Source organism: Streptomyces tuirus, from assembly GCF_014701095.1.
Lineage (GTDB): Bacteria > Actinomycetota > Actinomycetes > Streptomycetales > Streptomycetaceae > Streptomyces > Streptomyces tuirus.
Genome location: NZ_AP023439.1, coordinates 4,596,342 through 4,611,044, shown reverse-complemented (window position 1 = coordinate 4,611,044; position 14,703 = coordinate 4,596,342). Strand labels below are relative to the sequence as shown.

General features: G+C 71.6%; 13 protein-coding genes and 1 pseudogene. 6 read left to right on the top strand and 8 right to left on the bottom strand.

Annotated features, from left to right (window positions below):
* Positions 1–22: 22 nt before the first annotated feature.
* The gene (locus tag IGS69_RS21395) at positions 23–1,066 is read left to right on the top strand and encodes a serine hydrolase domain-containing protein (protein ID WP_190902147.1); all 1,044 of its coding nucleotides are present in this window, start codon (positions 23–25) and stop codon (positions 1,064–1,066) included.
* An 85-nt stretch (positions 1,067–1,151) separates the two neighbouring features.
* On the opposite strand, the gene IGS69_RS21390 is transcribed toward IGS69_RS21395, so the two are convergent.
* A complete protein-coding gene (locus tag IGS69_RS21390; protein WP_190902146.1) occupies positions 1,152–2,858 on the bottom strand; it encodes a glycerol-3-phosphate dehydrogenase/oxidase in 1,707 nt (568 codons plus the stop codon).
* 271 nt (positions 2,859–3,129) lie between these two features.
* On the opposite strand from IGS69_RS21390, the gene IGS69_RS21385 reads away from it, so the two are divergent.
* The gene (locus IGS69_RS21385; RefSeq protein ID WP_190902145.1) at positions 3,130–4,338 is read left to right on the top strand and encodes a nucleotide sugar dehydrogenase; all 1,209 of its coding nucleotides are present in this window, start codon (positions 3,130–3,132) and stop codon (positions 4,336–4,338) included.
* A gap of 103 nt (positions 4,339–4,441) precedes the next feature.
* Here the strand turns inward: IGS69_RS21385 and IGS69_RS21380 are convergent, their stop codons facing one another.
* The 4 genes from IGS69_RS21380 to IGS69_RS21365 form a co-directional block, all read right to left on the bottom strand.
* On the bottom strand, positions 4,442–5,566 hold the full coding sequence (locus tag IGS69_RS21380; RefSeq protein ID WP_190902144.1) for a GuaB3 family IMP dehydrogenase-related protein: 1,125 nt from the start codon (positions 5,564–5,566) through the stop codon (positions 4,442–4,444).
* A 105-nt stretch (positions 5,567–5,671) separates the two neighbouring features.
* Positions 5,672–7,177: an IMP dehydrogenase gene (guaB, locus tag IGS69_RS21375; RefSeq protein ID WP_190902143.1), complete on the bottom strand. Its 1,506-nt coding sequence runs from the start codon at positions 7,175–7,177 to the stop codon at positions 5,672–5,674.
* 153 nt (positions 7,178–7,330) lie between these two features.
* Complete coding sequence (locus tag IGS69_RS21370; RefSeq protein ID WP_185014700.1) at positions 7,331–7,918, bottom strand: sigma-70 family RNA polymerase sigma factor; 588 nt, start codon at positions 7,916–7,918, stop codon at positions 7,331–7,333.
* Between the two features lie 460 nt (positions 7,919–8,378).
* Entirely contained in the window at positions 8,379–8,990 is a 612-nt protein-coding gene (locus IGS69_RS21365) for a response regulator transcription factor (protein WP_003948568.1), read from the bottom strand.
* Positions 8,991–9,370: 380 nt separating this feature from the next.
* Here IGS69_RS21365 and IGS69_RS21360 point away from each other — a divergent pair, with 380 nt between their 5' ends.
* Positions 9,371–9,700, top strand: coding sequence for a WhiB family transcriptional regulator (locus IGS69_RS21360; protein WP_004927066.1), 330 nt, complete (start codon positions 9,371–9,373; stop codon positions 9,698–9,700).
* A 59-nt stretch (positions 9,701–9,759) separates the two neighbouring features.
* Here IGS69_RS21360 and IGS69_RS21355 read toward each other — a convergent pair whose 3' ends face one another.
* Positions 9,760–10,662: a LysR family transcriptional regulator gene (locus tag IGS69_RS21355; RefSeq protein WP_190902142.1), complete on the bottom strand. Its 903-nt coding sequence runs from the start codon at positions 10,660–10,662 to the stop codon at positions 9,760–9,762.
* Between the two features lie 80 nt (positions 10,663–10,742).
* Between IGS69_RS21355 and IGS69_RS21350 the strand changes: the two genes are divergently transcribed.
* From IGS69_RS21350 to IGS69_RS21340, 3 genes are all read left to right on the top strand, one after another.
* Positions 10,743–11,411, top strand: coding sequence for an MOSC domain-containing protein (locus tag IGS69_RS21350; RefSeq protein ID WP_190902141.1), 669 nt, complete (start codon positions 10,743–10,745; stop codon positions 11,409–11,411).
* A 94-nt stretch (positions 11,412–11,505) separates the two neighbouring features.
* Positions 11,506–12,279: an SDR family NAD(P)-dependent oxidoreductase gene (locus tag IGS69_RS21345; protein WP_190902139.1), complete on the top strand. Its 774-nt coding sequence runs from the start codon at positions 11,506–11,508 to the stop codon at positions 12,277–12,279.
* A 118-nt stretch (positions 12,280–12,397) separates the two neighbouring features.
* Positions 12,398–13,105, top strand: coding sequence for an ester cyclase (locus tag IGS69_RS21340; protein WP_190902137.1), 708 nt, complete (start codon positions 12,398–12,400; stop codon positions 13,103–13,105).
* 250 nt (positions 13,106–13,355) lie between these two features.
* Here IGS69_RS21340 and IGS69_RS21335 read toward each other — a convergent pair.
* Positions 13,356–13,568, bottom strand: a pseudogene (locus IGS69_RS21335) (Txe/YoeB family addiction module toxin); the annotation flags it as partial.
* Positions 13,569–13,604: 36 nt separating this feature from the next.
* Positions 13,605–14,657, bottom strand: coding sequence for a hypothetical protein (locus IGS69_RS21330; RefSeq protein WP_190902135.1), 1,053 nt, complete (start codon positions 14,655–14,657; stop codon positions 13,605–13,607).
* Positions 14,658–14,703 lie beyond the last annotated feature (46 nt).

Here is a 14,703-nt window from a genome sequence, read left to right as displayed (position 1 = left end):
CCCCGACCAGGGAGGAGTCTGCATGCCGTCGTTCCGGACATTGCTGGCACTGCCCGCGGCCGCCGCGCTCCTCTCCCTGCTCCCGGCCGACTCGTCGGCCCTCTCGATGCCGCCGGTCGACGCGGTACTGCCCCTGCTGGTGACACAGGGCAGGGCCCCGGCCGCGGCCCTGCTCGCCCAGGAGGGCACCACCACCCGCTACGCCGCCGACGGGCCGGGAATCGCCCGGTCGGACCACTTCCGCGCCGGAAGCATCACGAAGACGTTCATCGCGACGGTCGTGCTGCAACTGGCCGCCGAGCACCGGCTCTCGCTGTCCGACACGGTGGAGCAGCACCTGCCGGGCCTGGTGCGAGGAGCGGGCAACGACGGCCGCGCGCTGACCCTGCGCTCCCTGCTCACCCACACCAGCGGCCTGCCCGACTTCACCACGGACACCGACGGAGCCACCCCCGTCACACCCCGTCAGGCCCTGAACATCGCCGTCACCCACCCCCCGGCCGCACGCGGCCACTTCTCCTACTCCAACACCAACTACGTCCTGCTCGGCCTGGTCATCCGGCAGGTCACCGGGCACTCGTACGCCACAGAGGCTGAGCGCCGCATCATCACTCCCCTGCGCCTGACGGGCACCTCCTTCCCCGGATCCCGGTCCACGCTGCCCTCACCGCACGGCCGCGCCTACACCGCCGACGGAACCGACGTCACCGCACTCGACCCGCGGGTGGCCGGAGCCGCGGGCGAGTTGGTGTCCACGCTCGCCGACCTGGACCGCTTCTACGCGGCCCTGCTCGGCGGCCGGCTGCTGCCCCCGCACTGGCTGCGCGAGATGCTCGACACCCGTGCCGCACACGGCGCGTACGGCATGGGGCTGTTTCCCGAAAAACTTCCGTGCGGCACGAGGGTGTGGGGGCACAACGGGCACATATCCGGCAGCTACGTGCGCACCGCGGCCACCGTCGACGGCCGTCGTGTCCTCACCTTCCGCGTGAACACGGACGCGATCGCAGATGCCGGTCTCGAGCCCGCGATGCTCGCCGCCGAGTTCTGCCCCCGCACCTCGTAGAACGACCCGCTCCCGAACGAAGATCCCGCTTCCCTACACCCGTTCGAGTGACAGTCGGCCGCCGCGGGGCGGGCAGTGGGGCGATCTACAACGGCACGATGTCCGGCGCCCCCAGCCGCGCCGCGTCCGCGGTCAGGTCGTCCGGCTGCCGCTGCGACTCCCGCTCGGCCTCCACCCGCTTCTGGTAGTGCTCGACCTCGCGCTCGATCTGGCCCTTGTCCCAGCCCAGCACCGGCGCCATCAGCTCCGCGGCGTCGCGTGCGCTGCGGGTGCCCCGGTCGAAGGTCTCGATCGAGATGCGCGTCCGCCGGGTCAGCACGTCGTCCAGATGCCGCGCCCCCTCGTGGGAGGCCGCGTACACGATCTCGGCGCGCAGGTAGTCGTCGGCCGCCGGGAGGGGCTTGCCCAGCGACGGGTCCTCGGCGATGAGAGCGAGGAGCTCCTCGGTCATCGTCCCGTAGCGGTTCAGCAGGTGCTCGACCCGCACCACGTGGAGCCCGGTCCGGGCGGCGATCCGCGCCCGCGCGTTCCACAGCGCCGGGTAGCCCTCGGCGCCCAGCAGCGGCACGTCCTCGGTGACGCACTCGGCGACGCGCATGTCCAGCCCGTGCACCGCCGCGTCCACCGCGTCCTTGGCCATGACCCGGTACGTCGTGTACTTGCCGCCCGCCACGACGACCAGCCCGGGCACCGTGTGCGCCACGGTGTGCTCGCGGGACAGCTTGCTGGTCGCGTCGGACTCACCCGCGAGCAGCGGCCGCAGGCCCGCGTACACGCCCTGGACGTCGGCCCTGGTCAGCGGCACCGCCAGCACCGAGTTCACATGTTCCAGCAGGTAGTCGATGTCCGCGCTGGACGCGGCCGGGTGGGCCTTGTCGAGGTCCCATTCGGTGTCCGTGGTGCCGATGATCCAGTGCCGGCCCCAGGGGATGACGAACAGCACCGACTTCTCCGTGCGCAGGATCAGCCCGGTCGTGGAGTGGATGCGGTCACGCGGCACGACCAGGTGGATGCCCTTGGACGCGCGGACGTGGAACTGGCCGCGCTCCCCGACCATCGCCTGGGTGTCGTCCGTCCACACGCCGGTCGCGTTGACGACCTGCTTGGCGCGGACCTCGTACTCGCCGCCCGCCTCGACGTCCTGCACCCGGGCCCCGACGACCCGCTCGCCCTCGCGCAGGAAGCCCGTCACCGGCGCCCGGTTGGCGGCCTTCGCGCCGTACGACACCGCCGTGCGCACCAGGTTCGCCACGTACCGCGCGTCGTCCATCTGGGCGTCGTAGTACTGCAACGCCCCGACCAGGGCGTCCTTCTTCAAGGCGGGGGCCACGCGCAGGGCGTGAGAGCGCGTCAGATGGCGGTGCATCGGCAGGCCACGGCCGTGCCCGCGGGCCATGGACATGGCGTCGTACAGGGCGACGCCCGCACCGGCGTACAGCCGCTCCCAGCCCTTGTGCTGCAACGGGTACAGGAACGGCACGGGTTTCACCAGGTGCGGGGCGAGCCGCTCCAGCAGCAGCCCGCGCTCCTTCAGGGCCTCGCGGACGAGCGCGAAGTCGAGCATCTCCAGATAGCGCAGACCGCCGTGGATGAGCTTGCTGGACCGGCTGGAAGTGCCGGACGCCCAGTCACGCGCCTCGACCAGACCTGTGCACAGGCCCCGGGTCACGGCGTCGAGTGCGGTGCCCGCACCCACCACGCCTCCACCCACGACCAGCACGTCCAGCTCGCGCTCGGCCATGGATGCGAGTGACTCGACGCGCTGCGCCGGTCCGAGTGTCGCTGTCCTCACCGCTGCCTCCCGCTCATCGGTCGCGCGGGCCGCACCCGTCGGGTGAGACCCCGTCCGTATCCCCCTGCCCAGATTCTGACCGGGTTGCCCGACTTCAGCCACCACGGACCCTCAGCCTGTGGACAACGCGCACGGAACACTCACCGAAACTCGGCCGGGCAATCCCGCATATCGGTCATATTTACTCCTAGTCTGACATTGCGCTCGCCCGTCCTGTCCACAGGGCTTGCGTACCTGTCCCACTTCGGCTATCGGGAAGGACGGCCTCGCCATGCCCGCAGATCTCGCCGTCATCGGACTCGGCGCGTACGGCCTGCCCCTGGCCCAGGCCGCCGTCGCCGCAGGCATCCCCACGCTCGGCTACCGGACCGGACCCGAGGCGGGCTCGCTCAGCCCCGCCGAACTGCGCCGGATGCTCTCGGGAGGCTTCCGGCCGACCACCGACCCGGCCGAGCTCGGCCGGGTGCGCACCGCGGTCATCTGCGCGCCGACCCCGCGGGGAGCGGACGGCGGGCTCGATCTGAGCCAGCTCGAAGCGGCCGCCCGTACCCTGGCCGCCCATCTGCGCCCGCACACCACGGTGATCCTGGAGTCCCCCGTGTACCCGGGGACCACGGAGGAATTCCTGCGTCCGCTCCTCGAAGAGGGCTCCGGGCTGCGCGCGGGCCGCGACTTCCACCTGGCGTACTCCCCCAGCCGCGTCGACCCCGGCAACCGGGACGTCACGCCGGCGAACACGCCCAAGGTCATCGGCGGCCTCACCCCGGCCTGCACGGAGTCCGCCGCCGCGTTCCACGGACGGCTGACCGACAAGGTGGTACGCGCGCGTGGACCCCGCGAAGCGGAGACCGTGCAGCTGCTGGAGACCAACTACCGGCATGTGAACATCGCCCTCGTCAACGAGATGGCCGTCCTCTGCAACGACCTGGGCGTCGACCTGTGGGACGTCATCCGCTGCGCCGAGACCAAGCCGTTCGGCTTCCAGGCCTTCCGCCCGGGCCCCGGCGTCGGCGGCCACTCCGTCCCCCAGGACATGACCGCCGGCGGCGGCCGCGGCCTGCGCATGGTGGAACTGGCCCAGGAGGTCAACAACCGCATGCCGGGCTACGTCGTCCAGCGCGCCGCCACGCTCCTCAACGAACACGGCAAGTCGGCCCGGGGCGCCCGCGTACTGCTCCTGGGCGTCACCTACAAGCCCGACCTCGCCGACCTCCAGGGCACCCCCGCCCAGGAGATCGCCCTGCGCCTGATGGAGCTGGGCGCCTCGGTCAGCTACCACGACCCCCACGTCCCCACCTGGAGCGTCCTCGACCGCCCCATCCCCCGCGCCGACTCCCTCTACGAGGCCGCAGCCGACGCGGACCTGACCATCCTGCTCCAGCAGCACCGCACGTACGACCTCCAGGGCCTGTCGGTGAAGGCCCAGCTGCTGCTCGACACGCGGGGCGCCGCGCCCACGGGGGCGGCACACCGGCTGTGACGGGGCCGGGCAGGGCACCTCGCGGCACATGAGAAAGGCCCCGCACATGAGAAGGGCCGGTCACCCACCCGGGGTGACCGGCCCTTCCGCGTTCCCGGGCGGACTACCGCCGGTGCTGCGAGTCCGCCACCGTGACCTCGACGCGCTGGAACTCCTTCAGCTCGCTGTAGCCGGTGGTGGCCATGGCGCGGCGCAGGGCGCCGAAGAGGTTCATGGAGCCGTCGGGGGTGTGGGACGGGCCGGTGAGGATCTCCTCGATGGTCCCGACCGTGCCGAGGTCGACCTTCTTGCCGCGCGGCAGCTCCTCGTTCACGGCCTCCATGCCCCAGTGGTGCCCCTTGCCGGGACCGTCGGTCGCGCGCGCGAGCGGGGAGCCCATCATGACCGAGTCGGCGCCGCAGGCGATCGCCTTGGGCAGGTCGCCGGACCAGCCGACACCGCCGTCCGCGATCACGTGCACATACCGGCCGCCGGACTCGTCCATGTAGTCACGGCGGGCGGCGGCCACGTCCGCGACCGCCGTGGCCATCGGGACCTGGATGCCGAGGACATTGCGCGTGGTGTGCGCCGCGCCGCCGCCGAAGCCGACCAGCACGCCGGCCGCACCGGTGCGCATCAGGTGCAGGGCCGCCGTGTACGTGGCGCAGCCGCCGACGATCACCGGGACGTCCAGCTCGTAGATGAACTGCTTCAGGTTCAGCGGCTCGTGCGCGCCGGAGACGTGCTCCGCCGAGACCGTCGTACCGCGGATGACGAAGATGTCCACGCCCGCGTCCACGACGGCCTTGGAGAACTGGGCGGTGCGCTGCGGGGAGAGCGCGGCGGCGGTGACGACGCCGGAGTCGCGCACCTCCTTGATGCGCTGCCCGATCAGCTCCTCCTTGATGGGAGCCGCGTAGATCTCCTGCAGACGGCGGGTCGCGGTCTCCGAGTCCAGCCCGGCGATCTCGTCGAGCAGCGGCTGCGGGTCCTCGTAGCGCGTCCACAGGCCCTCGAGGTTCAGCACGCCGAGGCCGCCGAGCTCGCCGATGCGGATCGCGGTGGCCGGGGAGACGACCGAGTCCATGGGGGCGGCCAGGAAGGGCAGCTCGAAGCGGTAGGCGTCGATCTGCCAGGCGATCGAGACCTCCTTCGGGTCCCGCGTACGGCGGCTGGGGACGACGGCGATGTCGTCGAAGGCGTACGCCCGGCGGCCGCGCTTGCCGCGCCCGATCTCGATCTCAGTCACGTCTGTGGCCTTTCCCTGATGCGTTGCAGCGTCTTCCAGTATCGCCGACGGGCACGACGAGGGCGGCCCCGGATGCCCCGGAGCCGCCCTCGGAAGGCCGGGCCGCTACTTGCTGCGGCTGTAGTTCGGCGCCTCGACCGTCATCTGGATGTCGTGCGGGTGGCTCTCCTTGAGGCCCGCGGAGGTGATCCGGACGAAGCGGCCCTTGGTCTCCATCTCGTCGATGGAGGCGGCGCCCACATAGCCCATGGTCTGGCGCAGACCGCCGACGAGCTGGTGCAGCACGTTGGCCAGCGGACCGCGGTAGGGCACCTGGCCCTCGATGCCCTCGGGGACGAGCTTGTCGTCGGAGCCGACCTCGGCCTGGAAGTAGCGGTCCTTGGAGTACGACTTGGCCTGGCCGCGGGACTGCATCGCGCCGAGCGAGCCCATGCCGCGGTAGGACTTGAACTGCTTGCCGTTGATGAACTGCAGCTCGCCCGGGGACTCCTCACAGCCCGCGAGGAGGCTGCCGAGCATCACCGTGTCGGCACCGGCGGCCAGGGCCTTGCCGATGTCGCCGGAGTACTGCAGGCCGCCGTCGCCGATCAGCGGGATGCCCGCCGGGCGGGCCGCGAGGGACGCCTCGTAGATGGCCGTGACCTGCGGGACGCCGATACCGGCGACCACGCGGGTGGTGCAGATCGAGCCGGGGCCCACGCCCACCTTGATGCCGTCGACGCCGGCGTCGATCAGCGCCTGGGCGCCGTCACGCGTGGCGACGTTGCCGCCGATCACGTCGACGCCGACGCTCGACTTGATCTTCGCCATCCAGCTGAGCGCGTTGCTGTTGTGGCCGTGCGAGGTGTCGACGACCAGGAAGTCCACACCGGCACCGGCGAGCGCCTGGGCGCGCTCCAGGGCCTCGGGGCTGGCGCCCACGGCGGCGCCGACCAGCAGCCGGCCCTCGGTGTCCTTCGCCGCGTTGGGGTACTGCTCGGCCTTGACGAAGTCCTTGACCGTGATGAGGCCCTTGAGGACACCCGCGTCGTCGACCAGGGGAAGCTTCTCGATCTTGTGGCGGCGCAGCAGCTCCATGGCGTCGGCGCCGGAGATGCCGACCTTGCCGGTGACCAGCGGCATCGGCGTCATGACCTCGCGCACCTGACGGGTGCGGTCGGTCTCGAAGGCCATGTCGCGGTTGGTGACGATGCCGAGCAGCTTCTTGTTGCCGTCGGTGACGGGGACGCCGCTGATGCGGAACTTGGCGCACAGGGCGTCGGCCTCGGCGAGCGTGGCGTCGGGGTGCACCGTGATCGGGTCGGTGACCATGCCGGACTCGGAGCGCTTCACGAGGTCGACCTGGTTGACCTGGTCCTCGATGGAGAGGTTGCGGTGCAGCACGCCGACGCCGCCCTGGCGGGCCATCGCGATCGCCATGCGGGACTCGGTCACCTTGTCCATCGCCGCGGAGAGCAGCGGGATGTTGACCCGGACGTTGCGGGAGATGCGGGACGAGGTGTCGACCGCGTTGGGGAGCACCTCGGATGCACCCGGCAGCAGCAGCACGTCGTCGTAGGTCAGCCCGAGTGTCGCGAATTTTCCGGGCACTCCGTCGACGTTGGCAGTCATGACACCTTCCCCAAATGGCCTTGATCGGTGCGGATGTCCATGCTAACGGGAAGCGCGGCTGTCCCATTCCACGGTTCCGTCAGGCTCCGGGCTTCGTATGTTCGTACGGAAGCGGCGCACCGCCTGTTCAACTGAGAGGCTCGCCAAGCCGGACTACTGCTCGGCCAGCGCCCGCAGCCGACTCAGCGCCCTGTGCTGGGCAACCCGGACCGCACCGGGTGACATTCCCAACATCTGACCGGTCTCCTCGGCCGTGAGCCCCACCGCGATGCGCAGCAGGAGCAGCTCCCGCTGGTTCTCGGGGAGGTTGGCCAGGAGTTTCTTGGCCCATTCCGCGTCGCTGCTGAGCAGGGCGCGCTCCTCCGGGCCCAGGGAGTCGTCGGGGCGCTCGGGCATCTCGTCGGAGGGGACGGCCGTCGAGCCGGGGTGGCGCATCGCCGCGCGCTGCAGGTCGGCGACCTTGTGGGCGGCGATGGCGAAGACGAACGCCTCGAAGGGACGCCCGGTGTCCCGGTAGCGGGGCAGGGCGAGGAGCACCGCCACGCAGACCTCCTGCGCGAGGTCCTCCACGAAGTGCCGCGCGTCGCCCGGGAGACGGGACAGACGGGTGCGGCAGTAGCGCAGGGCCAGGGGGTGGACATGGGCGAGCAGGTCGTGCGTCGCCTGCTCGTCCCCGTCGACGGCGCGGTGGACGAGCGCCCCGATCGGGCCCTGGGCGTGGGCCGCCTCGTCGTCGCGCATCGGTCCATGGTGCCTTGCGGCCGCCGGGTCCGCGGCACCGCGCCCGTTGTTGTGCACCGAAGCGTTATGAGCAGGTGCGCCGGCACTCATCCCCTGCGCCCTCCCCTTCCGCTCGACCGACTCGTCCCCGAGGAACTCCACACCCTCAAGGATGCGGCATCCGCGGCGAAACGAGCAGCAGGCCTCCGGCGGACCCCCGATCCACCCGCGCCCACCTGGCGTTCCCTGCTCTCACCACGACCGCTGGGACCTGCCGTTCGGATCATCCCGGGGACCTCGGCCGTCGCCCTTGCGGACTGCCGGCCCGGCCCGGGCGGGAGCGGCTCCCCGCCGGCGTCGCCGTCGGCCGCCGGCTCCGGTCCGCGCGGGTACGGCTCGCGCGGGGGCATCCGCGTGCCCCCGCTCTCCGGCCCTCGCCGGAGGCCGCGCGTCGAAGCCGGCCCGATCCGAAGGACAGGCCCTAGCGCACCAGACCCCACCGGAAGCCGAGCGCCACGGCGTGGGCCCGGTCCGAGGCGCCCAGCTTCTTGAACAGGCGCCGGGCGTGCGTCTTGACGGTGTCCTCGGAGAGGAACAGCTCACGGCCGATCTCCGCGTTCGAGCGGCCGTGGCTCATGCCTTCGAGGACCTGGATCTCACGCGCCGTGAGCGTGGGCGCGGCGCCCATCTCGGCCGAGCGCAGCCGGCGCGGGGCGAGCCGCCAGGTCGGGTCGGCCAGGGCCTGGGTCACCGTCGCGCGCAGTTCCGCGCGGGAGGCGTCCTTGTGCAGATAGCCGCGGGCACCGGCGGCGACCGCGAGGGCCACGCCGTCCAGGTCCTCGGCGACGGTGAGCATGATGATGCGCGCACCGGGGTCGGCGGACAGCAGCCGCCGGACCGTCTCGACGCCGCCCAGTCCGGGCATGCGTACGTCCATCAGAATCAGGTCCGAGCGGTCGGCCCCCCAGCGGCGGAGGACTTCCTCGCCGTTGGCCGCCGTCGTCACGCGCTCTACGCCGGGCACGGTCGCGACCGCACGACGGAGCGCCTCTCGGGCAAGCGGGGAGTCGTCGCAGACGAGGACGGATGTCATGGCCGCCCTCCGCAGCTGATGCGCGTCACCTTGAGCCTCCAGGAAGGTACGAAATCGTCACCTGTGCGGTCGACCGTCTCGGACGCCCGCCCGAGCGCTTGTTCCTTCAACCGCCTCGCACTCTCAACGACGGTCACTCGAAAGAGTTACGGGGGTGGCTGCCATCTTCGGCACTCTACGTGAGGGGGCGGACACGGTGCAGATATGCGCAGCAGACCCTCGAACTTTCATCACAAGCTATGCCCCATTCAGACCCATTTCTTCCGGTTTGCCAGTGTCTGGAGCTAGATTCGCAATGAGTCATATTTTCATCTCCTTAGATCGTAGTTGTACGGTCGTAGACACCGGATCCGCTCATAACGGCTACAAGGGGTCACGTAATGGCAGATTTCTCCCGCCTTCCCGGACCGAACGCGGACCTGTGGGACTGGCAGCTGCTGGCTGCCTGTCGCGGAGTGGACAGCTCGCTGTTCTTCCATCCGGAGGGTGAGCGCGGTGCGGCGAGGAGCGCTCGTGAGAACTCGGCCAAAGAGGTCTGCATGAGGTGCCCGGTACGCGCCGAGTGTGCTGCTCACGCGCTGGCGGTGCGTGAGCCGTACGGCGTGTGGGGCGGGCTGACCGAGGACGAGCGCGAAGAGCTCATGGGGCGGGCGCGCAACCGGCTGGTGTCGGCGTCGGCATCAGGCGGGCACACCGCCTCGAACAATTGAAGGAACGTTTCTTCGCAGGCACGCGCACGCGTGCCGTTGGTTTTTGACGCGGTGGGCCGCTACTGGCGGCGGGCGGCCCGGGCCAGCTGGTCGAGCGTCGCGGCCACCGCCGGGACCTGCGCGAGGTCGGGCAGCGTCAGCGCGACGATCTCCCGCCGCACCGCCGGTTCGAGCCGCACGGTGCGCGCCCCCCGGGGCCGTACCGACTCGACGGCCAGCTGGGGCAGCACGGCCACGCCCAGGCCGGCGCCGACCAGCCCGACCACCGCCGGATAGTCGTCGGTGGCGAAGTCGATGCGCGGGGTGAAGCCGGCCGCCGCGCACACCTCGACCAGCTGTCCGCGGCAGCGCGGGCAGCCCGCGATCCACGGCTCACCGGCGAGCTCGCCGATGTCGACGGACTCCGCGCCCGCGAGCCGGTGCCGCTCCGGCACGAGCGCCACCAGCCGGTCCGACAGCAGCGGCCGTACGACGAGGTCGTCCCACTCCTCCTGCGCGCCCGCCGCCCCCTCGTAGCGGAAGGCGAGCGCCACGTCGCAGTCGCCCTCGCGCAGCAGGCCCACGGAGGCGGGCGGCTCGGCCTCCTCCAGGGAGACACGGGTGCCGGGGTGCGCCGCGCGCAGCGCCGCGAGGGCCGTGGGGACGAGGGTGGAGCTGCCGCTGGGGAAGGAGACGAGCCGGACCCGGCCCGCGCGCAGCCCGGCGATGGCGGCGACCTCCTCCTCCGCGGCCGTGAGCCCGGCGAGGATCCCGGAGGCGTGCCGCACCAGGGCCTCGCCCGCCTGGGTCAGGCGCATCTCGCGTCCCGTGCGGATCAGCAGCGGCGTGCCGACGGAGGTTTCCAGGGCCTTCATCTGCTGGCTGACGGCGGGCTGGGTGCAGCCCAGCTCGCGGCCCGCGGCGGAGAAGGAGCCGGTGGTCGCGACGGCGCGCAGGACGCGGAGATGACGAGCTTCGATCACCCTTCAAGGATAAGCGCCCCTTTGACGGCGATGCGAATAATGCGTCGACGCTTTGGGAACCGGCCGCTTACCGTGCGTACATGAAGCTTCTGTCTGTGAATCTGGGCCGTGCCGAAGCCGCTCCGTACGCGGAGGGCCCCGGGGGCGTCACCGGGATCGGCAAGCGGCCGGTGGACGGGCCGGTGCGGGTGTCCGCGCCCGGGCCCCAGGGGATCGGCGGGAGCGGTCTGGCCGGTGACGCGGTGTGCAAGCTGGAGCACCACGGCGGCGACGACCAGGCGGTGTACGCCATGGCCCGTGAGGACCTGGACGAGTGGGAGCGAGAGCTGGGCCGGACCCTGGCCGACGGCGCGTTCGGCGAGAACCTCACGACCCGGGGACTGGACGTGTCCGGTGCCCTGATCGGCGAGCGCTGGCGGGTCGGGCCCGAGGTGGTGCTGGAGATCACCTCCGGGCGGATTCCGTGCCGCACGTTCCAGGGCCACATGGACGAGAAGGGCTGGGTGAAGCGGTTCACGCAGCGGGGGGCGCCGGGGGCGTATCTGCGGGTGATCGTGCCCGGGGAGGTCCGCGCGGGCGATGCCGTCGAGATCGTGCACCGGCCCGGCCACGACGTGACCGTGGCCCTGCAGTTCCGGGCGGTGACGACCGAGCGGACGCTGCTGCCGCGGCTGCTGGCCGCGGGCGAGGCCCTGCACCCGGAGCTGCTGCGCACGGCGCGGGAGTACAAGGAGAAGTACGGGGCCTGACGGCCGCTCACCACGCCCGTCTCCACCGACCCTTCACCACGGACGGCCCCACGGGGAAGCGGACGCACCCGGTCCAGGTCACTAACCTTCTGCCATGACAACGGCTCTGATTACGGGATCGACGGCAGGCATCGGAGCCGCGTTCGCGCGGCGACTGGCGGCCGACGGGCACAACCTCGTGCTGGTGGCGCGCGACACCAAGCGGCTGCGGGAACAGGCGACCGAGCTGCACGACCGGCACGGCATCGAGGCGGAGGTGCTGACGGCCGACCTGGCCGAGGACAAGGGGATCGAGGCGGTGGCCGAACGTCTCGGCGACCGCAGGAACCCCGTCGACCTCCTGATCAACAACGCCGGGTTCGGCAACAAGGGCCGCTACCTGGACGTCTCCATGGCCGACGAGCTGCGGATGCTGAAGGTGCACTGCGAGGCGGTGCTGCGGCTGACGTCGGCGGCGACCGAGGCCATGCGCGAGCGCGGCCGGGGCGGCGTGGTCAACGTCGCGTCGGTGGCCGCCTTCGTCCCCCGGGGCACCTACGGCGCCTCCAAGGCGTGGGTCGTGCAGTTCACCCAGGGCGCGGCGCGCGACCTGGCCGGCAGCGGCGTACGGCTGATGGCGCTCTGCCCGGGGTTCGTGCGCACCGAGTTCCATGAGCGGGCCGGGATGGGCACGGACAACATCCCGGGCTGGATGTGGCTCGACGCGGACAAGCTGGTGGCGGCGGCACTGCACGATCTGGCGCGTGGCAAGACGCTGTCCGTCCCGGACCCGCGCTACAAGGCGCTGATGGGTGCGGCGAAGCTGGTGCCGCGGGGGATGCTGGGGGCGGTGTCCTCCAGGACGGGGCGGAAGTACGGGCCGCAGTAGGCGCGCGTCGGCCGGCTCCGCCCCTTCCCTCCTGCCTCATGAGCCGGGAGGCAGCCGGGCTTTCCCCTTGGGACAATGAAGCTGTTCAGCCGGACCCAGGGGGGCCGGAGGCGAGGCCATGACCTTCGTACAGCTCATCGAATGCAGGACCAGCCGGCTCGACGAGATGAACCGGCTGATGGACCGGTGGGTCGAGCAGACCAAGGGAAAGCGGACCGCGTCGCACAGTGTGGTGGCGAAGGACCGGGCCGACTCCTCGCACATCGTGGAGATCGTGGAGTTCCCGTCGTACGAGGAGGCGATGCGCAACTCCGGGCTGCCGGAGACCGACCGGATCTTCCAGGACATGGTGGCGATCTGCGAGGAGACGCCGACCTTCACGGATCTGGACGTGGTGCGGGACGAGCAGTTGTACGCGGCCACCGCGCGCAGGTTCTTCGAGCTCGCGCCGGGCCAGGGGGACGCGCCGCCGTTCAACGACGTGTTCATCGAGGACTACCACGACCACGACCCCGCCAATGTGCAGGACGTGATCGGGCTGGACGCCCTCCGGCGCGAGGTGGAGGTGTGGCGGGGCGGGTTCGACTTCTCGTTCACCATCGAGGACCAGATCGCGCAGGGCGACCGGGTGTGCACCCGGTGGACGTTCCACGGGCGCCACAAGGGCGACTTCCTCGGGATCCCGCCGACGGGGCAGGACGTCACCATGACGGGAACGACCATCCACCGCTGCACGCCGGACGGGAAGATCGCCGAGGGCTGGTGGCAGTACGACCGGCTGGGACTGATGCAGCAGCTGGGGGCGTTGGAGCCCACGGAACTCTGACGCCGAGGGGTTCCTACGGCTCGGCCGAGCCGTCTGTGGACACCGCGCACACGAGGTTGCGCGGTGTCCACACCTCCTCTGTCCGGGCGACCGCGGGTGTCGACCCGCACGATGTGGTTCGAGGAGCGGTCCATCTCCTACCCCGGCGCGCCTCCCCCCAGGCCGACGCCCATGCGCACCCGGCAAGACCGTCCGGGCCGTGGTAGCCGCCGGGCCGGCCATCGGGTGAGCCGGGACGGCCTCCGGACCGTCAGTAGTGGTACCGGGCCTTGATGATCACGATTTCCTTCTCGGTTGCCCGGTAGACGAGGCGGTACTCGTCGTCGATCCGGCGCGACCAGTAGCCCGACAGGTAGCCCTTCAACGGCTCCGGTTTGCTGATACCCGTGAAGGGGTCCCGCTGGATCTCGGCGATCAGGCGGACGAGCTTGCGGAACAGCTTCCCGTCGGCGGCCTGCCAATAGCCTGCCGGACCTGGACTCGCGTGCCGTGCTCAACATCAGTCGCCGCCTCCGCCGCCTCCGCCGTCCCCGCCGCCTCCGTCTCCGCCGCCCCCGCCCCCGTCTCCTCCGTCTCCGCCGTCGCTCCCCCAGCCGTCGCCACCGCCGGGTTCGTTGTCGTCACGGTCCCTGCCCAGGTTGCTGAACCAGGGGCGGTCCCAGGTGTCGCCGTCCGTGTCCCGGCGGGAGTTCACGGTACGGAACCTGGCCAGGCCCGTCGTGTCGCCGAGGCCGAAGGAGACGGCGACGGCGTGTGCCATGACGGCGTCCAGTGGGTCGGGGCTCTCGTGGCGCACGTCGGCCAGCGGCAGCAGCACCGAGCCGGGCTGCGGACCGGGCCGTCGGCCGGGGCGGGTCAGCAGCGCGACCCGCCGCCCGTCGCGCAGCAGCACCGAGCTCTCCGCGGTCTCACGGCGCAGGGTCCAGCGCCGGTCGGGCAGGCCTATCTCCACGCTGCTCCTGGACTTGCGGAACTTCTTCTGCAGGATCAGCCGGGCACCGGCGTCTCCGACGGTCATGACCAGGCCACTGCCCGGAACCGTCGAGTCACCGCGGAACCCGTGGGGGGCTCGCAGGCGCACGGCGGGAGCACCCGGGCCCCAGACGTCCACGCGGACCAGACGCCGGTCCACGGCGACGGCGACCGGCCCGGCGGGTCCCGGCGCGTACCGCCGGGCGATCCACAGCGGCACGCCCTCCCCCTGTGCCCGAGCGGCGAGGGCGGCCACCTGGTCCGGCCCGCCGCACCTGCGCACGGCGAGTTCGCCGAGCGCCCGGGCGAAGTCGGCGGTCCGGCGCACCTTCAGGGGCGCGGTGGTGCCGGTGACGCGGGTGACCGGGACGACACCCGGGCCCTGCGCGAGCGAGGCGAGCGGGCGTTCGGCACCGCCGCCGCCGAGCCAGTGCCCACGCAGATACACCTCGGCCATGGCGCCGAGGTTCAGCTCGTCCAGCGGTGTGGTCCGGCCGCCCCTGCGCAGCCGGTCCTCGGCGAGTTCCACGGTGCGCGCCAGCGGATTGCGGGACCGCTCCTCGTACAGCACCTGGCTCATCGCATCCCCCTTCTGCTCCGGTGCCTAGGAGGCCGCCGACCGCCGC